A 24,589-nucleotide genomic window follows, 5' to 3' on the forward strand; every position below is an offset into this window, starting at 1 on the left:
TCACGCTTCAGCCGAGCAGCTCACTCATTGGAATGAAGCGCAGGCTATCGCCTTCTTCCAGAGTCGTGCCTTCCAGCACTTCCGCCAGTCCTTCGGCCCATGCAGCGCTGCGCAACACACCCGAACTCTGGTTCGAATAAGGCACGACGCGCCCGTTTTCCAGTCGCGCCCGCAGGTACTCACGACGCTTGCCCGGTTTCGTCCAGGCGAAGCCGGCCAGCACCGCGAAGCTCAGCGGCTCGACCTTCTGCACGCCGAGCCGGCGGAGCAGATAAGGCCGTGCCAGGAGAGCAAAGGTTACCAAGGTGGACGCAGGGTTCCCCGGCAGGCCGATCACCGGGCAACCACGGAACTCGCCAACCGTGAGCGGCTTGCCAGGCTTGATCGCCAGCTTCCACAAGGCCAGCTCACCAGCCTCGCGCAGGGCGATACCGAGAAAATCCGCCTCGCCCACCGACACGCCGCCGGTGGAGAGAATCAGGTCGACATCCTGTAACGCCCCCAGGGCCTCGCGCGTGCGCTCCAGATCATCAGCCAGGATGCCGCCATCGACGACCTCGCAACCCAGGCGCCGCAGCCAGGCGACCAGCAGATAGCGATTGCTGTTGTAGATCTGCCCGGCGCCCAGCGGCTGGCCCGGTTCGAGCAGTTCGTCGCCGGTGGAGAGCACCGCCACCCGTGGCTTGCGGCGAACCGGCAATTGCGCCAGGCCAATGGAAGCGGCCAGGCCCAGCTCGACCGGCCCCAGACGCGTACCGGCTGCCAGGAGGGTTTCACCCTTGCGGTTTTCCTGCCCCTGGGGACGGATGTTCTGACCAACGTTCAGGGGCTGATTGAAATGCACGCGACCATCATCGCCAAGGCTGACGTTTTCCTGCATCTCCACGGTATCGGCGCCGAGCGGAACCGGCGCGCCAGTGAAAATCCGCGCGCAACTGCCCGGTTCCAGCGCCTCGGGCGCGGTGCCGGCAAAGATACGCTGGCTGACGGGCAGCGCCTCGCCCTGCCAATCGGACAGACGCAACGCATAGCCATCCATGGCGCTGTTCGGCCAGGGCGGCAGATCGAGACCGGCGATCATCGGTTCAGCCAGCACTCGGCCGTCAGCGTCGGCCAGGTCGACGAGTTCCTGGCCCTCGATCGGCATTGACTCGGCCAGCTCCAGCAGGCGAATCAGCGCCTGTTCCACCGGCATCAACGGCGAATGCTGCTCGCTCATCCGCGGCTCTCGCAGGGAGCAGCAAGCTTGAGGTGCGGCACGAAATTGCAGGGGCGATGACGGGCATCGAGCTGCTCGGCCAGGATGCCGTCCCAGCCGGTGCGACAGGCATTGGTAGAGCCCGGCAGGCAACACACCAGTGTGCCATTGGCCAGGCCGGCCAGTGCCCGGGACTGGATGGTCGAAGTGCCGATATCGGCGGTGGAGATCTGCCGGAACAGTTCGCCGAAACCATCGACCTGTTTATCCAGCAGACAGGCCACCGCTTCCGGCGTGCTGTCGCGTCCGGTGAAGCCAGTGCCGCCGGTGATCAGCACGACCTGCACCACGTCTTCGGCGATCCAGGTGGCGACCTGGGCGCGGATCTTGTACAGGTCGTCCTTGAGCAGCACCCGCTCGGCGAGACTGTGACCGGCCGCTTTCAGGCGGTCGACGAACAATTGCCCGGAGGTATCGGTTTCCAGCGTGCGGGTATCACTGACGGTAAGAACGGCGATATTCAGGGGCACGAATGGCGCATCGGCCTTGTGGCTCATGGCAGGCTTCCAGTTGTCGTGAACAATGGCCGGTGTTATACCACAGCACCACCGCCGGAGACCCTGCCATGCCTACCCCTGCCCCGTCCCAAAGCCTCTCGGTGGTGCTGCTCGCAGGCGGGCGTGGCCAGCGTATGGGCGGGCGCGACAAGGGGCTGGTGCAGTGGCAGGAGCGACCAATGATCGCATGGCTGCACGACCAGGTACGGCCGCTGACCGACGACCTGATCATCTCCTGCAACCGTAACCATGAGACTTATGCGCCTTACGCCGACCGTCTGGTGGGCGACGACAGCAACGACTATCCAGGCCCTCTGGCCGGTATCCGCGCTGCGCTGCAGATCGCTCGCCACTCTCATCTGCTGGTGCTTCCCTGCGACGCTCCCAACGTCGACCGAGCACTGCTCGACGACCTGCTGGCGCTGGCCGGCGAACACCCGGTCATGGCAAAACGTGACGGCCACTGGGAGCCACTGTTCGCAGTCATTCCACGCGGCCTGCTGCCCTCTCTGGAGCAGGCCTGGCAGGCGGGTCAGCGCAGCACACAACGCTGGCTGCAGGATCATCACCCCGTGGCGCTGATCTGTGCGTCAGACGACCCGCGCCTGAGCAACGTCAATTCACCGCAGCTTCTTCAATAGAGCGGACTTGCGACACAAGCCGGCCGAGTGGATAAATAAGGTGAACTTGGGCTCGATGCGCCCGTCTTAGCCAAAGTAATCATTCAGCTTCGATTTAAGGAGACATTCCATGAAGCAACGGACTATCGCTGCATTCCTACTCGCGTTCGGCCTGGTTACCCTGGCCGGCTGTTCCACGCCGTCGGTGATCACCCTGAACGATGGCCGGGAAATCCAGACCGTGGATCGCCCTGACTTCGATGACGACACCGGCTTCTATGAGTTCGAACAGCTGGATGGCAAGCGCACCAAGGTCAACAAGGATCAGGTTCGCACCGTCAAAGAGCTGTAAGCGCCTTTGACCCTTCGTGGGCGTACGCGCCAGACGCTGCGCCCCGATTAAAAATTTTGCGCTAACCCCTTGTGCTGCAAAACTTTTTCAGTACAATTCGGCGCATTCGGAGTGTAGCGCAGCTTGGTAGCGCGTCTCGTTCGGGACGAGAAGGTCGCAGGTTCGAATCCTGTCTCTCCGACCACCTTATAGTTTCAACATGTCCTAGCATGTCTCGAAACCCCAAGAAAACCGGCCCCTGTGGCCGGTTTTTTTGTTTGTCATCCCACCTTCTTCTTCCTGCAGCCACATGCATCTCTGCGCACTCGGAACGCTCGATTCATCAAAGCGTGCCCGCCGAGTGCCCGCCATTTACCTTCAATCAGTGCCCACTCAGCGGGGATAGACCATCGAGTCGGGCAGTACCCCTCTCCCCTCCTCCCTTGTCTGCACGAAAGCGAAACCATGGTTTTCAGCACCATTAAAATATCCTTTAAGAAAATATTTTCCTTTAGGAAAAATATAGGTAGTATAAACAGCACGCCATGGTTGGAGCTTGCTGTTCTCTGCCATGCATTTGGCGTAGAGCCTGATCAGCTCTGGATACGCCAAAAGATGTTGGTGGGCCGAACTCCTACCCCTAATAAAAAAGCGGCAAAGCGGCGTTGCTACCGTAACTGCGCTATTCAGCACCGTCGAAGTGCTGGTGATTTTACTACTGCCCGATAAATCCAATTCCAATGCAGAGTAAGAGCTATGACCCATACAACCGACTCGATTCGGAACAGACTTACCCTCACTACCGCAATCTTCGGACTCTTCGTGTTTTCCTTGCTCGAAAGCATGATTGCTCCCGCGTTACCCAGCATTCGTGCCGAGTTGAACATCACCCCGACTCAGGTTGGCTGGGTATTCACTGGCCTGCTGCTATCCGGCGCCGTCTCGACCGCCCTCATTGGCAGATTGGCGGATCTTTACGAAAAACGCTGGGTATTCTGTGGGGTAATGACAATCGCCTCACTCGGTGTGGTTCTTGCCGCATTGGCCGACTCGATCACCTTTCTCGCTATCGGACAGGCACTACAGGGAGTCGGATTCGGCTTGGTTCCTCTGTGTCTTGGTTTGGTCAAGGAACTGATGCCGAGGGATCGCGCATCGTTTGGAGTGGGAATGGTGATGGTTGCCATCTGCCTGAGCACGCTGCTCGGGTTGCTGATAGCTGGCACCTTGGTGGCGAACTTCGGTTACCAGGCCATCTACTGGCTGCCGTTGCTCGCCTTGATCGGCTGCACACTAGTGATGGTCGTTCTGCAGCAAGGAAGCGATCTGCAACCTGCCAGTCACGGCGATAAACAGGTGGACTGGCTTGGAGGCTTTCTCCTGGCAGTCAGCCTGAGCGGGTTGCTGCTCGCCCTGACGCTGGCGCCCGACGAAGGCTGGACGGCTTTTCCGGTGCTTGGACTATTCGCAGTCTTCGCGGTTGGCATGTCGCTTTGGGTCGCTCACGAAAAGCGGACATCCTGTCCGCTGGTAGATCTGACTCTGCTTCAGGATCGCCGCGTATACATCAGCGCCTTCATCGCCTTCGCGGTCGGATTCTGTTCGCTTTCCGCCTACGTGCTAGTGCCTTTGTTTGTGCAGGCGGATCCGGCCGGTGGATACGGTCTAGGCGCGACGGTCGAACAGATTGGCATGTATCTGGTGCCGTTCGGTATCGCCTCCAGTGCCATCGCGCCGCTGGTGAGTCGTCTTGAGCGCCTGACCAACCCTCGCCTGGTCATGATTCTGGGGATGCTGGCACTTGTGCTCGGGTTGCTGCTGCTTGCGCTTATGGATAGCAGCCGAACACAGGTTCTCATCGCAATGACGTTGATTGGCCTGGGCACCGTGCTCGCATTGTCGGAAATGCTGAGTGTTGTCGTACGCACCGTCAGCATTGACCGAGCCGCCGGAATCAGCGGGTTGATGTACGTGATCCGCAATATCGGGGCCACCACTGGCGCACAGCTGAGCGTCACGATGCTGGGGGTCGCGACCGACACGTCCAGCGGCACCACGGCGTTCGTGGGCTATCAATGGGCGTTATTCATCGCGATGGGCATAGGGGCGCTGGCCGTTCTGGCAGCCATTTGCTTCCCGACTTCAGCCGCAGACGAGGTTCGCTCGCAGGTACCTGACGGGGCTAACTGAAGCGCCCTACACGTTCGACCTTTCCCCTCCAGATCAAACCTGTCCTGTGCTTTGGCACATGGAGAATACGATGAAGAAATTGATCAGCATACTGGCCATGCTGGGTCTGCCTGCATCCGCATGGGCCGATTTCAGCGTGTCGCCTTATACCATTCTCGACCTGTCGTACAACAACGTATCGAATGCCGCCCACAAGGACGGCGGTTCAGGGAACCGCGGCACGGTTCGCGTGAACAGCAGCTATGCCAGCCGCTGGGGAGCCAAGGCCAACTATAGCTTTCTCGATGATCAGGAGCTGTTCGTCCAGTACGAGCAAGCCATCAGGAAAGAGGATGGCGATATCAAGACAGGACTGGACAAGCGCTATCTCAGGGTGGCGCTGGTGGGCTATCGCTCCCCACTGGGGATCGTCCGCTATGGTCAGGATTATGGGATCAGTTGCTGGGCCTTGGACTACGACCCTCTGATGGGGCGCCTGGTCAGCAGCAGCTCGCAGTTGTACTTTCGCGACCAGCCCTTCGTTGGCCATGCCCTGAGCTATGACAGTCCCGAGATAGGCCCATTCAGGGCCCGATTCCAGTACAGCACCGAGCAGCATGCCAGGGGGATGCTCTTCGATGTCAAGAAGACCTACGGAGCAACCCTGACCTACACCCGGGGTGACATCTCAGTGCAGGCGGGGATGGATGAGCAGTATTCCCCTGACGGCGATCTCGACCTCCTTTTCGGGTATTCCCGATTCAGCTACTTGGCGGGCTCGTGGCAACTCGACGACTTGACGCTACTCGCCGGCTACTCCCAACTCGAGGCCAGGGGTGCCCCCGTTGGTGCCCCGAAACGGGCCGGCCACGCCTGGTTTGGCGGGCGCTACAGGATGAGTCCGACCTGGGCAGCATCAGCGTCCCTTTACCAGACCGATGCCCGTCAGCTCGGTGAGGCCAGCATGCTCGCCGGGCTGCTGGAGTACGCCGCGAGCAAGCACCTGAGCATCTGGGGCTCCGCGGCCTACATGGTCAATGGCGGACATTCGAGCTTCGCCGTCAACGGCGTCGATACGCCGTTACCGGGCCAGTCGCAGACATCCTTGAGTGTGGGCATGACCTACATCTATCGCTGATCCTCCCAGCAGACCTAGGAAAAGAGCATGCATACCCACTGCGGAGTTGCCGTCATAGGCGCCGGAGCCATCAGTTTCGCTACAGCGTTGCGGCTGCGGCTTGCCGGTCGCCAGGTCGTCCCGATCGATTCTCAGCACCTCGGCCGAGGCTTCGTGTGCCAGCCCATGCAGAGAGGAATGAGGGACGCCGGGACTGTCGAGTTCGGCACGACCAGGGTACCTGACTGGCGCCGGGCGCAAATGCTGGTGACGCTGGCGGGGGCGACCTTGGGAATCGTGGCAAACCTGATTCAGAGGCGTACTCCTTCCTGCGAACTGGACGCGCCGTGCCCCGAACGATTCGACAAACCAGACTACGCATTGGAGACCACAGCATGAAATTCCATGACGCCCAGACCCTTGCAAAACACCTGGACTGGAAGAGCCTCATCGACGCGCAGCGGCATATGTACGACTTGCCCTGCGAGGTTCCACCCCGGCCCCATTATGAGCTGGGAGCCGCCACGGGAGAGGCGGGTACGGCACTGATCATGCCAGCGTGGAACAGCCGCTATTTCGGGGTGAAAACCGTTCTGGTCACACCCGGCAACCGCGCTCGCGGCCTTTCCGCCTTGCACTCCACCTATATCCTCTCTTGCCGTGAAACGGGCGAGCCGCTGGCCGCGTTCGATGGCAACGTCATCACGTCCCGGAGAACGGCCGCGGCATCCGCCCTGGGTGCGGATTTTCTCGCCCGTAAAGATGCCAGGAACCTGCTGCTGGTAGGCGCCGGACGCGTGGGCTCTCTGGTTCCCCAGGCCCACCGGCAGGTTCGCGAAATCTCCGCCGTGCGGGTCTGGGACATCGATCCAGCCCAATCCCGACGGCTGGTCACCGAGCTGCGCGACGAAGGGTTCGATGCCGAGGTTGCCCGCTCCATCGAAGCGGAGCTGGCCTGGGCCGATGTCGTTTCAACCGCCACGCTCGCGTGCGCGCCGATCGTGGCGGGCGCCTGGCTGAAGGCCGGTACGCATGTCGACCTGATAGGCAGCTTCACACCACGGATGCGTGAGGCCGATGACGAGGTCATGCGCCGTGGCCAGGTGTTCGTCGACACCTACATAGCACTGACCGAGTCCGGTGACCTGGTTCAACCGTTGGCCAGTTTCATGACCGAGAGCGCCATCAGAGGGTCGCTGCAGCAGCTCTGCACAGGCTCGACTCGTGGGCGAGACAACGCCGACGAGATTACGGTCTTCAAGGCCGTTGGTCACGCCCTTGCCGACCTGGTTACAGCCGTTGCTGCTTACCAACGCCTGTGCTGAGAGAGGCCTCCTCCCACGGGTTCAATTCCCAAGAGACGTAAAGATGATGCATTCAAAAGAGCTCCAAACCTTCGTGGACCAGATACTGGCTCGCCAGACACTGCCCTTGCCAGGCGTAGTTGTCAGTGTCGCCAGAGGGGAACGACTAGAGTCGGCCTTCCATGATCGCAACCTGTCCGCTGGCCGGGAGAACGTCGAAGAACGCACACGATTCCGTTATGGCTCTTTCACCAAGGTACTGGTCGCCGCACTGGTATGTCAGTTGGTCGACAAGGGTCTGCTTGCTCTCGACGACGAAGTATCTCGCCACCTACCCGAGTTCACCCTTGCGGATGTCACTGTTCGCCACTTGTTGAGCCACACCGGAGGCCTGATCGATCTCTGGCATTACGCCAAGACGCCCGATGAAGTTATTGCTCAGGTGGTGAAAGTCGGGCTTTGCAGCGAGCCAGGCAGACTGTTTTCCTATTCAAACCCAGGTTATGTCGTGCTCGGGCGGCTGGTCGAGCGCATCAGCGGCCTGGACTGGGTGGAACTGTTGAGGCGCGAGTGGTTGCAGCCACTCGGCATCGACTCGATCACCAACGGCGTGGAGACAGCGGCCTTCGAAGCCCAGGAATATTATTTTTGCCAGGAAACCCGTGAGCTGCGCGAGGGCGCTCTCTGGCCCGACACGGGGATGGGGTTCGATGCCGCCGGGGGGCGGTTGCAGGGAACGGCGCAAGACGCTGCCCTGATTGCCGCTGCGATCATGACCGGTACGGTTCCCGGCAACGGCACCCGCCTGCTTTCGCCGTCGATGGTGGAGCAGATGCTCACGCCCCAGGCAAAGGTGCCGGGCGCCGGCCTGATCGGCAGTCACTGGTGCCTCGGCTGGTCGCTGCTCACTGGCGAGCGGACGTCGGCACCGGTCTATGGCCACTTCGGCGGAACCTCGGTCATTGTTGCCGCCTGCCCGAGGCAAGACATGACCTGCGCCGTGCTGACCAACTCTCCCTTCGGTACCCGCATGGGCCAAAGCCTGGTCAAACACTATTTTGGCAAGGATCCGGGCACACCGGAGCGCGAACCGCAGAGCGTGCCTCCTCACGACCTTACCCGGCTTGTCGGGCGATACAAGAGCGAGACCATGGAGGTGGAGATACGCCAGGAGAACGGCTTGTTGCTGATGACAAATCCCATGGATGGTCAGTTCATACCGCTGCAGCACCTGTACGACCTGAACTTCTGCATGGACTTCGATGCAATGGTGGTAGATGTCGTGTTCATGACGGCCAGCGACGAGGAGCGTCCTTCACTTATCCACTTCGCATTACGTGCCCTGTACCGTGTGCCCGATCAAGCGCAGGCCCCGGCATGAACGCCGCTGTCAGCAGACCGCTGATATGGGACAACCATGGATGCATGCCTTTGCGGCCGGGTGATACAAGCTACATGGAAAGGCTGGCCGCCGTCCGCGCTGCAGGTGTATCGGTGCTGTCGATCAATGTGGCCTTCGGCGACGATGACATCGAAAAGGCCATGCGGATGCTGGCTACATTCCGCCAGTGGCTTTCCATGCGTTCCGAAGACTATTGCCTGGCCAGAAGCGTCGATGACATCAGACGAGCACACGCCCAAGGGCGCCTCGCCATCGTTTTCGATATCGAAGGCGCCGATGCCATCAGTGGCAGCCTGGAAATGCTGTCGCTCTATTACGAACTCGGCGTGCGCTGGATGCTGCTGACCTATAACCGGAATAATCGTTACGCCGGTGGCTGCCACGATACGGATACCGGGCTGACTACGGCCGGTAAAGCCTTGATCGAAGAAATGGCACGCGTCGGCATGGTGGTCTGTGCCTCGCATGCTGGCCCTGTCAGCGCGCTGAGCATTATCGATACCTCGCCCCATCCAGTGATCTTTTCACACTCGAATGTACGTGCTGTCCACGCTCACCCGCGCAACATCAGCGACGAAGCGATTCTCGCCTGTGCAAGACGCGGAGGCGTTATCGGCCTTTCCGGCATTGGTCTGTTCCTGGGTACGAAAGAACAGCTCACAAAAACCCTGGCCGAGCACATCGACCACGTAGTGCAACGGGTGGGTATCGACCATGTCGGTCTGGGTTTGGATCATGTATTCGACATACGCGAGCTGGAAGAGTACCTCGCGTCTCGGGACAAGACCTTCCCAGCCGAGGGTGGGTATGAGCAGCTCCGCGAGATGTTGTCGCCCGCCGATATCCCACAACTTGCCGAGCATCTTTCGGCGCGCGGCTACGACTCGGCGTCCCTGGCAAAAGTGCTCGGCGGAAACTGGACGCGTATTGCCGAACAAGTCTGGAAATGAACAATTTCTTTAAGGATCAGGACAGCGTCATGCACATACCCACTGTAGAACTGCTTTCTTCTTTGACTATGGATCTCCAGGACTACCAGGTAAAAACCGACTGTATTGTCTTGGGTGTCTTTGAAGACCAGATACTCGATAAGTCGTACTTTCTGCCGAACTCTTCGTCGGAGGTATTGATCAATGCGGGTGTGACAGGGCTGAAGCCCGGACGAGCCAGGGATGTCCTGACTCCTGCGAGGCGCTACATTCTGGCCGGGCTGGGTCGATACGCCGAATTCGACATGGAGGCGCTTCGGGCAGCCACCCAGCTACTGGCGGCTGCGCTGCTCGAGTCAGGATGTCGCCGAGCCTACTGGATACTGGACAGTTTCGGGCAGAGCTTGTCGTTACAAGACAAGCTCCGCGAGATTGCCTTTTCCCTTCATAGAGCGACGTACATTCCACCCAAGATAAGTGGCCAGACGACCCAAGTGGATGATGCAGCCCTGCACAACGTCCTGGTATCAGGTCAGGTGGTCTCGGCAGAACATTCTCTTGCGTTGGATAACGCCCTTCACTGCATCGAAGGCATGAGGGTGGCTCAGGATCTGAGTAACCTGCCTCCCAACCATTGCACTCCAGCGGTGCTGGCAGAACGTGCCCAGGCCCTGCAAGGCCAAGCCTTGAGCTGCGAGGTGCTGGCACAGGAAGATATCGAGACTCTTGGCATGGGTGGCCTGCTGGCGGTCGCTCAGGGAGCATGCGTCCCGCCCCGTTTCATCATCATGCAATACACGGGTACAGCACCCTCCACCTCGCCGGTCGTGCTGATTGGCAAAGGTGTGACCTTTGACAGCGGAGGTCTTTCAATAAAGCCGTCGAGTGCTCAGGAGGACATGAAGTTCGACATGGCCGGTGCGGGGATCGTCATCGGCGTGATGCGTGCAGCGGCCTTGGCAAAACTATCGATCAATGTCGTCGCCCTGATTCCCGCCTGTGAAAACATGCCCAGCGGAAAGGCTTGTCGCCCCGGGGATGTCATCACCACGTTGTCTGGCAAGACGGTAGAAATTCTCAATACCGATGCCGAGGGACGCCTCATACTCTGTGACGCACTGACCTATGCTCACCGTTTCGCTCCCTCTGCCGTCATCGATGTGGCAACCCTTACCGGCGGGGTGATCGCGGCGCTCGGGCATCACCGCAGTGGCCTGTTCGCCAATGATGAAACGCTGGCGGCAGAGCTGCTGCATGCCGCCGACTCAAGCGCAGACCTGATCTGGCGTTTGCCGTTGGACAAGGCCTACCGGGAGCCTCTGCTAAGCCGTAACGCCGATCTAGCGAATTACCGGAAAGGCTCACCCTCAAGCATCACCGGGGCGATGTTCCTCAATGAGTTCACCGAAGGGTTGAGCTGGGCTCATCTGGACATAGCCGGCACAGCCTGGATATCCGGCAAGGAGTCCGAAGCCACCGGGCGAACGATACCGCTGCTTTTTGAATACCTGAGAGCCCGTGCATCGCGTGGCTGATCATTTATCTTCGTAGTAGACCCACAGAACCTGAGCCGGCTTTTTGCTGGTCGAAATACCAGCCTGGCCCATCGGACTATCGAAGTACAGGCTGTCACCGGTTTCAAGATCTACCGGTTCGTAATGCTCAAGATACACACGGACAGAACCCGATAGAACGTATACGAATTCCTCTCCTCGAATATTCAGCGCCTGTGGGAAATTTTCTGTTGTTCGAGCCTTCAGAGTGACGATGGCAGTATGCATTCGACGCTGTTTGAGATCGGTATGCCGCAGCTCATAAATATGCTGATCCGTTTGATGAACGACTCCCTCCCCCCTGCGAACGATACTTTTCCTGCCAGTGGGCGGAGTTGCCGCCTTGTCAGTGAGCAAATCATTGATATCTGTCTGCAACCCATTGGAAAGTTTCAGAATGACATCGAGCGTGGGGGACATCTGACCGTTCTCAATCTTCGACAGTGTCGAGATCGCGACACCCGTGATTGCACTGGTCTGTTGCAGAGTGAGCTGACTTTTCTTGCGCAGTGCTTTGACCCTGCGCCCCAGTGCCGCTTCGTTCGACAGGCTCGTATCAAGGCTGGACAAGGAAGTTTCCTACGGAAAGTGTTCGTCGAAATAGTATATTTCCAAAAGGAAAATAAACATATCAGAAGCGCCTGTGTCGTGATCACGTTTTAGTGGATACCCGGATAGGCATTTCAGGTAGTCGCCTTCTCGAAATCGACCGGTAATTGACAACTCAACAATGAGTGAATCAGTGAGTGTTGTAGAACTTGATCCGGCTGAGCGTCTTTCCCAGTAATCCGTGAGGAACCATAAAAAAGCCCGCCACAAGGGCGGGCCAGGTGACCTCCCCCTAGACGGGGAGGTCGACGACATCTGCTGTCAGGAAACCTTGCCAGCAGCGTCGCCAGGGACAGTCACGATGTCCGGGCGACCACCGGAAGCCAGTTCGCGCTGCAGGGTGTCTTCGTCCAGCTCTTTACACCACTTGGCGACCACGATGGTGGCAACGCCGTTACCGATCAGGTTGGTCAGGGCGCGGGCTTCGGACATGAAGCGGTCGATACCCAGGATCAGCGCCAGGCCGGCGACCGGCAGGTGGCCGACAGCCGACAGCGTGGCGGCCAGGACGATGAAGCCACTACCGGTAACGCCCGCAGCACCTTTGGAGGCGACCAGCAGCACCAGCAGCAGGGTGATCTGGTGAGTGATATCCATCGGCGTATCGGTGGCCTGGGCGATGAATACCGCAGCCATGGTCAGGTAGATCGAGGTACCGTCGAGGTTGAAGGAGTAACCGGTAGGAATCACCAGGCCGACGACCGTCTTGTTGGCACCGAGTTTTTCCATCTTGGTCAGCATGCGTGGCAGGGCCGATTCGGACGACGAAGTACCCAGCACGATCATCAGTTCTTCGCGGATGTAACGGATCAGGCGCAGCACGCTGAAACCATGAGCGCGGGCGATACCACCGAGAACGACGAGCACGAAGAACACACAGGTGATGTAGAAGCAGATCATCAACTGACCGAGCTGCACCAGCGAGCCGACACCGTACTGACCGATGGTGAAGGCCATGGCGCCGAAGGCACCGATGGGCGCGAGCTTCATGATCATGTTGATGATGCCGAACATCACGTGGGCGATACGATCGATGAACTCGAGTACCGGACGGCCGAACTCGCCCATGCGCTGCAGGGCGAAGGCGAAGATCACCGAGAAGAACAGTACCTGCAGGATGTCGCCGTTGGCGAACGCACCGACCACAGTGGACGGGATCACGTTGAGCAGGAAGCCGATGGTGCTCTGCGCTTCACCCGCCTGGGCATAGGCCGCGATTTTGCTGGCATCCAGCGTGCTCGGATCGATGTGCATGCCGGCGCCCGGCTGCACCACGTTGACCACGACCAGACCGATGATCAGGGCGATGGTGGAAACGATCTCGAAGTACAACAGCGCGTAGCCGCCGGTTTTACCGACTGCCTTCATGTCCTGCATGCCGGCGATGCCACTAACGACGGTACAGAAGATGATGGGTGCGATGACCATCTTGATCAGCTTGACGAAGCCATCGCCGAGCGGTTTGAGGGCAACCCCCGTTTCCGGATAGAAGTGACCGAGAAGGATGCCCACGGTGATGGCAAACAGCACCTGGACATAGAGCATTTTGTAGAACGGTTGACGGACAACGTCGTTCGTTGTGGCAGTCATGGTGAATCCTCATGGGCACGGAATGACATCCTCGACGTCCGCACCACCTTTCTTGTTTAGGCGCTAACCCTCCTACCTGGAGGGATTTGTTATAGGCACGCTCATCGCGACCATGACGCTGCAAAAGCAAGCGCCATGCCACACAAGAAATATTCGGATAAACCCTTTTAAATCAGTGTATTAAAATAGACAAAGACACTCCAGACGGAAGTGTCTGGCGGTTTTCCGCACGGCACCTCTGGCAACCGTGGCGGATTCCCCCCAACAGCGAAAGACAAGCCTGGACGTGTTCTAAATGCGTACCCGAAACGCCGCCCCACCCAGTTCGGACTCCTCGAGAAACAGCTCACCGTCGTAGCTCTCGATGATGTCCTTGACCACGGCGGTGCCGATGCCTTGCCCGGGATGCTGGGCATCCAGGCGTTCGCCACGACGCAGAATGCGCTCACGCTGATCGACTGGCACGCCGGGGCCGTCGTCTTCGACACACAGGTGACAGGCGCCGTTTTCGATACTGGCGGAAATCCGCACCTGGCCCAGGCACAGGCGGTAGGCGTTCTCCAGCAGGTTGCCCAGCAATTCGAGCAGCGCCGCGCGCTCCATGGGAATTTCCAGCCAGGGATCGAACTGCCGTTGTACGGCTACCTGCTTGCCACGATAAACCTTGTCGAGTGCCTCGCAGAGGTTGTCCACCACTCGTACCAACGGCACCCGGTGACGCACCAGGCCGCTCTTGCGCAGGCTGGCGCGCTGCAACTGATAGCCGATCTGCTGACTCATGCGCTCGATCTGCCCCTGCAGGATCTGCGACTGCTCACGGCTTTCCGGCTGGGTCGCGATGACCTCGGCCGCCCCCTGCAATACGGAAAGTGGGGTTTTCAGGCTATGCGCCAGGTCGTCCAGGGAATGGCGATAACGCTCGCGCTGCTGGCGTTCGCTGTCCAGCAGGCGGTTCAGCGAGCCGGTCAGGCGCAGCAGTTCGCGGGGATGCTCATCACTCAGACGCTCGCGAGTGCCGCCCTCCACTTCGTCCAGCTCTTCGCGCAGCCCACGCAAACTGCGAAAACCCCAGGTCAGACCGAACCACAGTAGCCCGAGAAGCAATAACAGGGCGCCGCCGAGCCACAGATAGAGCTGGCTCATGAAATCGTTGTACAGGGCCTGGGTATCGCTGGCCGGCTGCATGGTAACGATGCTGAAGGCCGCGTTCTGTCCGCGCAGCAGCTTGATTTCCACGTCATAGATATAGAATTCGCGGCCCTGACGATCCGAGACTCGCAACAGCTCGTCACCGCGGCCGTCGTACCGCGGCAGGTAGGAGACGGAAATGTCCCGCGCCGAGCGTGATTTCCAGACCAGGTGCCCGTCACGGTCATAAATGAAACCCAGCAGTTGCGCATCGGGAATATCGAATTCCTCGTCGGGCAACTTGCTCGGCATCCGCAGCTTGCCATCGTCGGTACGGGCAGCGGAGATCAGCGTGCCAGCGTCAGCGGCCAGGCGTTTCTCGACGGATTTTTCCAGGGCAATCAGAAAGGCGCCACGTAAAGCCGGCAGCAGTGCCAGCATGAACAGCACCGCAAGCACAGTGCTGCCAAGCATCAGACGCAGACGCAAGGAAGAAATCCAGCGGTCTCGCAATCGCCTGAAGCCTGACGTCATCGGCAGCGCTCGGTAAACAGGTAGCCCTGACCACGCACCGTTTCGATGGGTTTGAAGCCGTTGCTGCTTTCCAGCTTGCGGCGCAGACGACCGACCAGTACCTCGATCACATTGGGATCGCGCTCGTCGTCATCGGGATAGAGTTGCTCGATCAGACGTTCCTTGGGCACCACTTGCTGGTGGTGGCGCATCAGGTATTCGAGAATGCGGTATTCGTAGGCGGTCAGGCCCATGCCGGCACCATCGATGAGCGCCTGCTTGCGGTTCATGTCCAGCAGCAATGGGCCAGCCTCGATGGTCGACTGAATGAAGCCGGAGGAACGGCGCAACAAGGCGTTGAGGCGTGCCTCCAGCTCTTCGAACTGGAATGGCTTGACCACATAGTCGTCGGCACCGGAGGCCAGGCCTTCGACCTTGTCCTGCCAGTTGCCACGGGCAGTGAGGATCAGAATGGGAAAGGTCTTGTCGCGGCTGCGTAGCTGGCGAATCAGATCCAGCCCGCTGATGCCCGGCAGGCCGAGATCGACCACGGCCAGATCATGGTGGTACTCATCGACGCGATACAGCGCCTCTTCGGCGTTGGCGACCGCGTCCACCACGTGGCCCTGCTCGCCGAGTCGGGTATAGAGATGATGACGCAGCAGCGCCTCATCCTCCACGACCAGCAATTTCATCGTTGCATGCCCTCCAACATAAGCTTCAAGCCGCAAGCTTCAAGCGACAAGCGACAAGCCAGAAGCAACGGTGCTCGATTCGGCTTCAACCTACAGCTTGAAGCTTGTTGTCGCTGTTACCGGCTCGCATCGAGCGACTGGTGTCGCTCGATGCTGAGAGCGTACGGTGATTTAGAACTTGTAGTTGGCACCCAGATACCACTGACCGCTGCTATGCAGGTCGAGGGAACCGACCTTGCCCTGCTCGTGCGGGGCGAACTCGGTGCTGGCGTTGGTGCGCAGGTAACGATAGCCACCTTCGACGGAGGCATTCTCGTTGACGTCCTGCAGCAAACCAGCCTGCAGACCGGCAGCATACCCGACATTGGTGTCACGCGAGACACCCGGGCTGTTCTGCTCCAGCTTGACCAGGCCCAGGGTGCCACCACCGAACAGCTTGGTGCCGTTCTCGTTCAGGGGCAGGAAGGCGTCGTAGCTGCCGAGCAGGTTCTGCTGGCGCAGCTTGAGGCCTTTGTTGCTGCCCGAGATGTACTCGTAGGTGCCGTAGTAACGACCAGCGTCAGTCTGTTGACCGGCACGAACACCCCAGGTGCTGGTGTTGTTGATGACGCTGTCGAAGTTCGGGTTACCCAGATTGGCGTTCAGCGCCGAAGACTTCTGGATGTTGTTGCTGGTCTGGCCCCAGGTCAGGCCGGCGAAATTGTCGGCGGCATGGGCGGCGGTCGCGGCGCCGAACACCAGGGAAGTAGCCAGAGCCAGCTTGGTAAGAGTCGCGTTCATGGAGATGCCTCTCGAATGGCAGTGGGTTGATGAAAAACTCGAGAGTCATCCTGCCCGGTGTCGACTGAACCCTGCCTGAACCCTTTCTGAACCACCCCTGAACAACTCGCCCACTGCCCTGTTTCCGCCGCCTGCCCCGGAAAAACCGCCCGGACATTGACTCGGATCAATACCCTGAAGGCCAGTGAGACTAGCAACCCGATCACCGATAATGCACTCCACGGCCCTGGCCACTGGCGAGGCCACCTGTATCGACTGCCATAAGGGCATCGCCCACAAGCTGCCCGACATGAGCGGCGTACACGGCTGGTAAGCGCCTGGCTGGCGCGGCAGAATGCCGGCCATGATCGATACCGACCTCCCACTCTGTTGCGGCGCCTTGAGCGACGCCTGGCCCTTTGCCCGTCTATTGCCAGGCGCACGGCTGATCAGCACGTATTTCGACCCCGCGCAGTTGGCACCTACGGATTTCGCCACCGTCGGCGTGCCCGAGGTGCGCGGCGTCGCCAAGCGCCAGGCGGAACACCTGGCCGGGCGATTCTGTGCCCGCGAGGCGCTGCGCCAGGTGACCGGTATCGCCAGCGTGCCTGCGGTAGGCGCTGACCGCTCCCCACAGTGGCCCGCTCAAGTCAGCGGCTCCATCACCCATAGCCACGGCTGGGCGGCGGCCATCGTGGCCCCGCGCTCGCACTGGCGCGGCCTGGGCCTGGACGCCGAACACCTGCTGGCGAGCAAGCGCGCGGAAGGTCTGGCAACGGAAATCCTCACACCCGGTGAACTACAGCGCCTGCACGGCCAGACAGCCGAACAGCGGGCGCTACACATCAGCCTGACCTTCTCGCTCAAGGAAAGCCTGTTCAAGGCGCTCTACCCGCTGGTGCACAAGCACTTCTATTTTCAGGATGCCGAGCTGCTCGACCTCGACCCCGATCAAGGCAGCGCGCGCCTACGCTTGCTGATCGAGCTGAGCGAAGAGTGGCCAGCCGGCAGCGAACTGAGCGGGCTGTATGTCGACCAGGAACAGCGGTTGCTCAGCCTGGTGGCCGTCCCGGCCTGAAGCACTGAGTAGGGTGGACGACGCTTTATCCGTCCACCAAACCGTAATCGTAGGCTGTAGGGTGGGCCGGGCAGCGATCCGCTTCAGATCCGTAGGTTGGATTAGCGAAGCGTAATCCGACATTTGGCCGGCACATCCGATACAAATCTCAAACGGCCGCTAGCGCCACGCTGCTGCCATTGCCTTGAACACCAGCAGCCTGTCCTGAGGGTGATGAACGGATTCTGAAACAGCAGTAAGTCAGCAGTTCGCCGGGCAAATCCGATAAACTCGGCACATTGCCGTCCGGAGTGCCCCATGCGCGAAGAACTGAATCAAGGCCTGATCGATTTTCTCAACGCCTCACCTACACCCTTTCACGCCACCGCCAGCCTGGCCATGCGCCTGGAGGCCGCCGGTTATCGGCATCTCGACGAGCGCGCGACCTGGCATACCGAGCCCGGCGGCCGCTATTACGTGACCCGCAACGATTCCTCGATCATCGCCTTCAAGCTGGGCCATCGTGCGCCTGTCGAGGGTGGTATCCGCCTGGTTGGCGCCCACACCGACAGCCCCTGTCTGCGCGTGAAGCCGAACCCCGAACTGCAACGCCAGGGCTTCTTCCAGCTTGGCGTGGAAGTCTACGGCGGCGCCCTGCTCGCGCCCTGGTTCGACCGTGACCTGTCCCTGGCCGGCCGCGTGACCTACCGACGTGACGGCAAGGTGGAAAGCCAGCTGATCGATTTCTATCAGCCTATCGCCGTCATCCCCAGCCTGGCCATTCACCTCAACCGCGAGGCCAATCAGGGTTGGGCGATCAATGCGCAGACCGAACTTCCGCCGATCCTCGCTCAGCTCGCCGGTGCCGAGGGTGCTGACTTCCGCGCCCTGCTCAGCGAACAGCTGGCCATGGAACACGACTTCAGCGCCGACGCGGTGCTGGACTACGAACTGAGCTTCTACGACACCCAGAGCGCCGCGGTAGTCGGCCTCAACCAGGACTTCATCGCCGGTGCGCGTCTGGACAACCTGCTGTCCTGCTACGCCGGCCTGCAGGCCCTGCTGGATGCCAGCGACGAAGAAACCTGCGTGCTGGTGTGCACCGACCACGAGGAAGTAGGCTCCTGCTCGACCTGTGGTGCCGACGGCCCGATGCTCGAGCAGGTGCTTCGCCGCGTGCTGCCGGAGGGCGACGGTTTCGTACGCACCATTCAGCGCTCGCTGCTGGTTTCCGCCGACAACGCCCATGGCGTGCACCCGAACTACGAAAGCAAGCACGACGGCAACCACGGCCCCAAACTCAACGCCGGGCCGGTGATCAAGATCAACAGCAACCAGCGCTACGCCACCAACAGCGAAACCGCCGGGTTCTTCCGCCATTTGTGCCTGGAAAACGAAGTGCCGGTACAGAGCTTCGTGACCCGTAGCGACATGGGTTGCGGCTCGACCATCGGCCCGATCACCGCCAGCCGCCTTGGCGTGCGCACGGTGGATATCGGTCTGCCGACCTTCGCGATGCACTCGATTCGCGAGCTGGCTGGCAGCCAGGATCTGGCGCATCTGGTGAAAGTACTCGGCGCCTTCTACAACAGCCATGACCTGCCCTGAGGCCAGCATGATCGAACATATCCGCAACAGCCTGATCGAGGCCAGCCGCGCGCTGGACGCCTTTCTTGCCAACGAGCAGACCCTGGCCAATATCGAACAGGCGGCCAGCCTGCTGGTGGCCAGTTTCGAGGCCAGGGGCAAGGTGTTTTCCTGCGGCAATGGCGGCTCCATGTGCGACGCCATGCACTTCGCCGAGGAACTCACCGGGCGTTATCGCAAGAACCGTCCGGGCATTGCCGCGGTATCGATCAGCGACGCCAGCCATATCAGCTGCGTGGCCAACGACTTCGGTTACGACCACATCTTCTCGCGCTATGTGGAATCCCACGGCCGCGAAGGCGATGTGCTGCTGGCCATCAGCACCAGCGGCAAGAGTCCCAACGTGGTCAAGGCTGCCGAAGCCGCCAAGGCATTGGGCATCAAGGTCATCGCCCTGACCGGCAAACCCGGCTCGCTGTTGGAGAGCCTGGCCGACGTATGCATCTGCGCACCGGGCGGCGATTTCGCCGACCGTACCCAGGAGCTGCATATCAAGGTGATCCATATCCTCATCGAACTGATCGAGCGCTCGCTCAGCCCGCAGAACTACGCCTGAGACCAGGACGGCGCCGCAGCAGCGTGATGGAGACTTCGCCCACGTGATTCACTCAAGAGCCCTGCTGTCCTGTCTGTTACTGGTGCTACTGACCTTGCTGCCTGGCGTCGATGCCCAGGCTGCCGGGCTCCCAGGCCTGCTCGGTGGCGGCAGCAGCGAAAGCGCCCAGGCCGACCAGCCGCTGGATCGTTCGCTGGATGAAGTGATCAAGTCGCTGGAGGACAACAAGCAGCGCACGCAGTTGCTCAATGACCTGAAAGCCCTGCGTGACGCGCAACAGACGCAGGCGGATGCCCGCACCGGTGTATTGGGGCTGATCGGCAGCACCTTGGGCGGTATCGAAAAACAGTTCTCCGGGGCCGATAGTCCATTGGCACGCTGGCAATTGGAGCTGGCCCACAGCCAGGATGAGCTGGTCGCGCTGATGCCCGAGCCCGGCAAGCGCTTGGCGCTGATCAGCAGCTTCGCCCTGATTCTCGGCGTGTGGAGCCTGCTGGCCATCAGCCTGCACGCCCTCAGCCATCAAGTACGCATACGCTTCGGCCTGGCCGAGGAACTGCCGCAAAACCCACGACCCAGCGACCTGCTGCGTTTTGCCCTGCGCAAGCTCGGCCCCTGGTTCGCCGCCTTGCTGATCACCGGCTACCTGAGCTACGTGCTGCCGGCCTCCCTGGGCCGCGACCTGGCCATGGTGCTGGCCTACGCCCTGCTGTTCGGCACCTGCTTCTCGGCCATCTGCGTGATCGCCTTTTCCCTGCTTGACGGCCCGCATCGCCGCACTGCCCTGCACATCCTCCGGCGCCGAGCCTTCCGGCCGCTGTGGTTGATCGGCAGCTTCGCCGCCTTCGGCGAGGCGCTGAACGACCCGCGCCTGATCGACAGCCTCGGCACCAACCTGGCGCATACCACCGCGACCATCGTCAACGTGCTGGCGGCCCTGTCGACCGGTCTGTTCATCCTGCGTTTCCGCCGGCCCATCGCCCACCTGATGCGCAACCAGCCGCTGTCGCGGCGCCTGACCCGGCGCGGCATCAGCGAAACCGTGCAAGTGCTCGGCAGCCTGTGGTACCTGCCGGCGCTGGTACTGGTGGCCATTTCGCTGTTCGCCACCTTCGTTTCCGCCGGCGATACCAGCACTGCACTGCGCCAGGCGCTGATCTGCAGCGTGCTGCTGGTGACCTGCATGGTGGTCAACGGTCTGATTCGCCGCCGGATGCTCAAGGCTCGCCTCAAGCATCGCCGCAATGCCCAGTACTTCGAACGCTTCCAGAGCTTCTTCCATACCCTGGTGACGTTCGCCATCTGGCTGTTGTTCACCGAACTGGGTCTGCGCGTGTGGGGCCTGTCGCTGATCCGCTTCGCCCAGGGCGACGGCCACGAGATCAGCGTCAAGCTATTCGGCCTCGGCGCCACCCTGGCCTGCGGCTGGCTGGTGTGGATTCTCAGCGATACAGCGGTGCATCACGCCCTGACCCGCTCGCGCAAGGGGCAGACCAACGCCCGCGCGCAGACCATGATGCCGTTGATCCGCAACGTGCTGTTCATCAGCATCTTCATCATCGCGGCGATTGTCGCTCTGGCCAACATGGGCATGAACGTCACGCCACTGCTTGCCGGTGCCGGCGTCATCGGCCTGGCCATCGGCTTCGGCGCGCAGTCACTGGTGGCGGATCTGATCACCGGGCTGTTCATCATCATCGAAGATTCTCTGGCCATCGACGATTACGTCGATGTCGGCGGCCACCTCGGCACCGTCGAAGGCCTGACCATTCGTACCGTGCGCCTGCGCGACATCGACGGCATCGTGCACACCATCCCGTTCAGCGAGATCAAAAGCATCAAGAACTACTCGCGGGAATTCGGCTACGCCATCTTCCGCGTCGCCGTGCCCCACGACATGAACATCGACGATGCCATCAAGCTGCTGCGCGACGTGGCTACCGAGCTGCGCAACGATGTGCTGATGCGCCGCAATATCTGGTCGCCGCTGGAGATTCAGGGTGTGGAGAGTTTCGAATCAGGTAACGCCGTACTGCGTGCCCGCTTCAAGACCGCGCCGATCAAGCAGTGGGAGGTGTCCCGCGCCTTCAACCTGGCGCTCAAACGGCACCTGGACGAATCCGGGCTTAGCCTGGCAACGCCACGCCTGAATATCCAGATGACCGCCGTCAATCCGACCAGCCAGGAAACTCAGTAAGCGGTCGGACGCGCTGGCAAAGCGGAACCAGCGCACATCCATACGGGCTCACCCGGCCTCGCTCGCACAGGCCGGCGAGCATTGCGCTACCATGACGGCACATTTTCCAATCGATAGGGACATCCCATGGATATTTCCACCCTCATCATCATTGCCGTACTGGTCGCTGCCGTCTTCTACGTGATCAGTATCTACAATCGCCTGGTCACCCTGCGTAACCGTTACCAGAACGGCTTCGCGCAGATCGAAGTGCAGCTCAAGCGCCGTTACGACCTGATCCCCAATCTGGTGGAAACCGCCAAGGCCTACCTTTCACACGAGCGCGAAACCCTGGAAGCCGTGGTCGCTGCCCGTAACGGTGCCGTCGAGAGCCTCAAGCAAGCTTCGCAGAACCCTGGCGATGCCCAGAGCATGAACCTGCTGGCCAACGCCGAGGGCGTGCTGAAGAACGCCATGGGGCGCCTCAACGTGACGGTCGAGGCCTACCCGGATCTCAAGGCCTCGCAGAACATGCAGCAGCTCAGCGAAGAGTTGAGCAGCACCGAGAACAAGGTGGCTTTCGCCCGCCAGGCCTACAACGATGCGGTCACCGCCTACAACGCCTACCGCCAGAGTTTCCCACCCGTGGTACTGGCTGGCGCCTTCGGCCATGGCAGCGATGCCGCCCTGCTGGAGTTCGCCGACAGTGTGGCGATTCAGGAAGCCCCGAAAGTCTCCTTCTGAGCACGGCGGATCAGATGGATTTTTTCGAGCAACAGGATCGCGCCAGGCGCAACAGCTCGCGCCTGGTGATACTGCTGATACTGGCAGTGACCACCCTGATCGGCACCACCACCCTGGTAATCGCCATTGCCTGGCAGGTTTATCAATACGGCGATTACAGCCTGCAGGCGCTCAGTAGCGAGTTGCTCGCCAGCGTGGCGGTGGTGGTTGTCGGCGTGGTGTTCCTCGGCTGGGCATTCAAGGCCCTGCAGTTGCGATCGGGCGGCAAGGTGGTTGCCGAACGCCTTGGTGGACGCCTGCTCAACGTGCACCCGCAGGGCGTACATGAGCAGCGCGTGCTCAATGTGGTGGAAGAAATGGCACTGGCTGCCGGCACCCCGGTACCGCCGGTGTACCTGCTCGAGGAGCAGTCGATCAATGCGTTCGCCGCTGGGTTGCGTCCGGAAAACGCGGTGATCGGCGTGACCCGCGGCGCTATCGAAAAACTCAGCCGTGATGAACTGCAGGGCGTGATCGCCCATGAATTCAGCCATATCCTGCACGGCGACATGCGCCTCAACACCCGCTTGGTGGCCGTGCTGCACGGCATTCTGCTACTCGGCCTGATCGGCGAACTGGTGCTGCGCGGCGGCAGCCACACTCGTCATGCACCACGCAGCAGCTCCAACGACAAGGGCCGCGGCAATGCCGTTGCACTGGTCATGGTGGTCGGCCTGGCGCTGTTGATCATCGGCTATGCCGGTACCTTCTTCGGCAACCTGATCAAGGCGGCCGTGAGCCGTCAGCGCGAGTTTCTTGCCGATGCCTCGGCCGTGCAGTACACCCGCAACCCCAGCGGCATCGCGGGCGCGCTGAAGAAGCTTGGCGGCGGCTCGCAGATCGAAGCCAGTCATGCCGCGGAATACAGCCATATGTACTTCGGCCAGGGCCTGGCACTGAACAGGATGATGGCCACTCACCCGCCGCTGGAAGAGCGCATCCGCCGCATCGAGCCAAACTGGGACGGTGTGGTGCTTGGCAACGAGGTGTTCGAACGCCCCACTCGTGCGCCATCGGATGCGCGGGAGGCAACGGCTGGCTTCAGCGCCGCCGCCGCGGGCGTCGCCATCGCCAGCATCGGCGAACCGCAGCCCCTGCATATCGAGGAAGCCCGCGAAAACCTGGCGCAAATCGACGACCGCCTGCGCGATGCCGCCCATGACCCCCATGGGGCCCTGGCCATCCTCTATGGCCTGTTACTCGGCCGCGATACAGATACACGCCAGCAACGCATGGCCTGGATGCAGGCCAATCTGCCGCCGCTCTTGTCTGACCGCCTGCTGGAGCTGGGTACAGCGCTGGAGCAGTTGCCGGCTGGCCGACGCCTACCCTTGCTGGAGCTGGCCATTCCGGCACTCAAGCAACTCGAACCTCAGGATTTCGTCGCACTCAAGCGCGACATCGGCACTCTGCTGATCAGCACCAAGCAACTAGATCTGATCGAGTGGGCCTTGTTGCGCATCGTCGAACGTAACCTGGGCATGCAGCGCACGGTTCAGGGACGCTTGCCTCTGGCAGCATTGGGTACCGAGAGCTGCGTTCTGCTGGTCGCCCTGGCTCGGGCCGGGAATACCACCGAGGAAACCGCGACCGAAGCCTTCCAGGCAGCCTGGAGTACCTTGCCCTTCACCCCCCGGGTATTCGCCGAACAACCACAGGCGGAGATCACCCAGTTGAACGACGCCCTCAACCGACTCAACCTGATGCGCCCACTGCAGAAACCACAGTTGCTCAAGGCCATGGCCCGCTGCATCGAGCACGACGGCCGCATCAGCGCCAGCGAGGCGGAGCTGATGCGCGCAGTAGCAGATACGCTGGACTGCCCCATGCCGCCGCTGTTGAGCGATAGCCAGGTTTGAACGTGGTGCCAGGGTGATCACCGTTTACGGTGGAAAT

At 60.8% G+C, this 24,589-nt stretch carries 22 protein-coding genes, 1 tRNA gene and 1 pseudogene; 16 read left to right on the forward strand and 8 right to left on the reverse strand.

Annotation, left to right across the window (positions count from 1 at the left end; translation table 11 throughout):
• Positions 1-7 precede the first annotated feature (7 nt).
• The gene (locus DNK06_RS02005; RefSeq protein ID WP_131178385.1) at positions 8-1,219 is read right to left on the reverse strand and encodes a molybdopterin molybdotransferase MoeA; all 1,212 of its coding nucleotides are present in this window, start codon (positions 1,217-1,219) and stop codon (positions 8-10) included.
• Positions 1,216-1,755, reverse strand: a complete 540-nt coding sequence (gene moaB / locus DNK06_RS02010) for a molybdenum cofactor biosynthesis protein B (protein WP_131178386.1) — start codon at positions 1,753-1,755, stop codon at positions 1,216-1,218. Before moaB ends, DNK06_RS02005 begins: the two co-directional genes overlap by 4 nt.
• Before the next feature lie 68 nt (positions 1,756-1,823).
• Between moaB and mobA the strand changes: the two genes are divergently transcribed.
• The 3 genes from mobA to DNK06_RS02025 all read left to right on the forward strand — a co-directional run bounded on the left by mobA (position 1,824) and on the right by DNK06_RS02025 (position 2,911).
• Positions 1,824-2,396, forward strand: a complete 573-nt coding sequence (gene mobA / locus DNK06_RS02015; RefSeq protein WP_131178387.1) for a molybdenum cofactor guanylyltransferase MobA — start codon at positions 1,824-1,826, stop codon at positions 2,394-2,396.
• Between the two features lie 109 nt (positions 2,397-2,505).
• Positions 2,506-2,727 (forward strand): YgdI/YgdR family lipoprotein, encoded by a 222-nt coding sequence (locus DNK06_RS02020; protein WP_131178388.1) that lies wholly within the window; start codon positions 2,506-2,508, stop codon positions 2,725-2,727.
• A 107-nt stretch (positions 2,728-2,834) separates the two neighbouring features.
• Positions 2,835-2,911, forward strand: a tRNA-Pro gene (locus tag DNK06_RS02025).
• A 188-nt stretch (positions 2,912-3,099) separates the two neighbouring features.
• On the opposite strand, the gene DNK06_RS02030 is transcribed toward DNK06_RS02025, so the two are convergent.
• The gene (locus tag DNK06_RS02030) at positions 3,100-3,471 is read right to left on the reverse strand and encodes a hypothetical protein (RefSeq protein ID WP_131178389.1); all 372 of its coding nucleotides are present in this window, start codon (positions 3,469-3,471) and stop codon (positions 3,100-3,102) included.
• Here DNK06_RS02030 and DNK06_RS02035 point away from each other — a divergent pair.
• From DNK06_RS02035 to DNK06_RS02060, 6 genes are all read left to right on the forward strand, one after another.
• A complete protein-coding gene (locus tag DNK06_RS02035) occupies positions 3,463-4,896 on the forward strand; it encodes an MFS transporter (protein WP_131178390.1) in 1,434 nt (477 codons plus the stop codon). The two genes, DNK06_RS02030 and DNK06_RS02035, sit on opposite strands and share 9 nt — an antisense overlap.
• Positions 4,897-4,966: 70 nt before the next feature.
• Positions 4,967-6,013, forward strand: coding sequence for a porin (locus DNK06_RS02040; RefSeq protein ID WP_165493598.1), 1,047 nt, complete (start codon positions 4,967-4,969; stop codon positions 6,011-6,013).
• 374 nt (positions 6,014-6,387) lie between these two features.
• Complete coding sequence (gene lhpI / locus DNK06_RS02045; protein ID WP_131178392.1) at positions 6,388-7,317, forward strand: bifunctional Delta(1)-pyrroline-2-carboxylate/Delta(1)-piperideine-2-carboxylate reductase; 930 nt, start codon at positions 6,388-6,390, stop codon at positions 7,315-7,317.
• 43 nt (positions 7,318-7,360) lie between these two features.
• The gene (locus tag DNK06_RS02050; protein WP_131178393.1) at positions 7,361-8,677 is read left to right on the forward strand and encodes a serine hydrolase domain-containing protein; all 1,317 of its coding nucleotides are present in this window, start codon (positions 7,361-7,363) and stop codon (positions 8,675-8,677) included.
• A complete protein-coding gene (locus tag DNK06_RS02055) occupies positions 8,674-9,648 on the forward strand; it encodes a dipeptidase (protein WP_131178394.1) in 975 nt (324 codons plus the stop codon). Before DNK06_RS02050 ends, DNK06_RS02055 begins: the two co-directional genes overlap by 4 nt.
• Positions 9,645-11,162, forward strand: coding sequence for a leucyl aminopeptidase (locus DNK06_RS02060; RefSeq protein ID WP_131178395.1), 1,518 nt, complete (start codon positions 9,645-9,647; stop codon positions 11,160-11,162). The genes DNK06_RS02055 and DNK06_RS02060 overlap by 4 nt, the downstream gene beginning before the upstream one ends.
• Here the strand turns inward: DNK06_RS02060 and DNK06_RS02065 are convergent, their stop codons facing one another.
• From DNK06_RS02065 to DNK06_RS02085, 5 genes are all read right to left on the reverse strand, one after another.
• On the reverse strand, positions 11,163-11,750 hold the full coding sequence (locus DNK06_RS02065; RefSeq protein ID WP_131178396.1) for a helix-turn-helix domain-containing protein: 588 nt from the start codon (positions 11,748-11,750) through the stop codon (positions 11,163-11,165).
• Positions 11,751-12,050: 300 nt separating this feature from the next.
• Positions 12,051-13,379 (reverse strand): dicarboxylate/amino acid:cation symporter, encoded by a 1,329-nt coding sequence (locus tag DNK06_RS02070; protein ID WP_131178397.1) that lies wholly within the window; start codon positions 13,377-13,379, stop codon positions 12,051-12,053.
• Between the two features lie 291 nt (positions 13,380-13,670).
• The gene (locus tag DNK06_RS02075; protein WP_131178398.1) at positions 13,671-15,041 is read right to left on the reverse strand and encodes an ATP-binding protein; all 1,371 of its coding nucleotides are present in this window, start codon (positions 15,039-15,041) and stop codon (positions 13,671-13,673) included.
• Positions 15,038-15,715 (reverse strand): response regulator, encoded by a 678-nt coding sequence (locus DNK06_RS02080; protein WP_131178399.1) that lies wholly within the window; start codon positions 15,713-15,715, stop codon positions 15,038-15,040. Before DNK06_RS02080 ends, DNK06_RS02075 begins: the two co-directional genes overlap by 4 nt.
• 171 nt (positions 15,716-15,886) lie before the next feature.
• The gene (locus DNK06_RS02085; RefSeq protein ID WP_131178400.1) at positions 15,887-16,495 is read right to left on the reverse strand and encodes an outer membrane protein; all 609 of its coding nucleotides are present in this window, start codon (positions 16,493-16,495) and stop codon (positions 15,887-15,889) included.
• Between the two features lie 205 nt (positions 16,496-16,700).
• Between DNK06_RS02085 and DNK06_RS02090 the strand changes: the two are divergent.
• From DNK06_RS02090 to DNK06_RS02120, 7 genes and pseudogenes are all read left to right on the forward strand, one after another.
• Positions 16,701-16,808 (forward strand): annotated as a pseudogene (locus tag DNK06_RS02090) (NapC/NirT family cytochrome c); the annotation flags it as partial.
• A gap of 30 nt (positions 16,809-16,838) precedes the next feature.
• Positions 16,839-17,552, forward strand: a complete 714-nt coding sequence (locus DNK06_RS02095) for a 4'-phosphopantetheinyl transferase family protein (RefSeq protein ID WP_242674639.1) — start codon at positions 16,839-16,841, stop codon at positions 17,550-17,552.
• A gap of 297 nt (positions 17,553-17,849) precedes the next feature.
• Positions 17,850-19,139 carry a M18 family aminopeptidase gene (locus DNK06_RS02100; RefSeq protein WP_131178402.1) on the forward strand — a complete coding sequence of 430 codons (1,290 nt, stop codon included), beginning with the start codon at positions 17,850-17,852 and terminating at the stop codon, positions 19,137-19,139.
• A gap of 7 nt (positions 19,140-19,146) precedes the next feature.
• Positions 19,147-19,734 (forward strand): D-sedoheptulose 7-phosphate isomerase, encoded by a 588-nt coding sequence (lpcA, locus tag DNK06_RS02105; RefSeq protein WP_131178403.1) that lies wholly within the window; start codon positions 19,147-19,149, stop codon positions 19,732-19,734.
• Between the two features lie 46 nt (positions 19,735-19,780).
• Positions 19,781-21,931: a mechanosensitive ion channel family protein gene (locus DNK06_RS02110; RefSeq protein ID WP_131178653.1), complete on the forward strand. Its 2,151-nt coding sequence runs from the start codon at positions 19,781-19,783 to the stop codon at positions 21,929-21,931.
• A 126-nt stretch (positions 21,932-22,057) separates the two neighbouring features.
• Positions 22,058-22,654: a LemA family protein gene (locus DNK06_RS02115; protein WP_131178404.1), complete on the forward strand. Its 597-nt coding sequence runs from the start codon at positions 22,058-22,060 to the stop codon at positions 22,652-22,654.
• A 14-nt stretch (positions 22,655-22,668) separates the two neighbouring features.
• Positions 22,669-24,552 carry a M48 family metallopeptidase gene (locus DNK06_RS02120; RefSeq protein WP_131178405.1) on the forward strand — a complete coding sequence of 628 codons (1,884 nt, stop codon included), beginning with the start codon at positions 22,669-22,671 and terminating at the stop codon, positions 24,550-24,552.
• The last annotated feature ends 37 nt before the right edge of the window (positions 24,553-24,589 follow it).

Origin of the sequence: Phytopseudomonas daroniae (genome assembly GCF_004327285.1) — a bacterium.
GTDB lineage: Bacteria > Pseudomonadota > Gammaproteobacteria > Pseudomonadales > Pseudomonadaceae > Aquipseudomonas > Aquipseudomonas daroniae.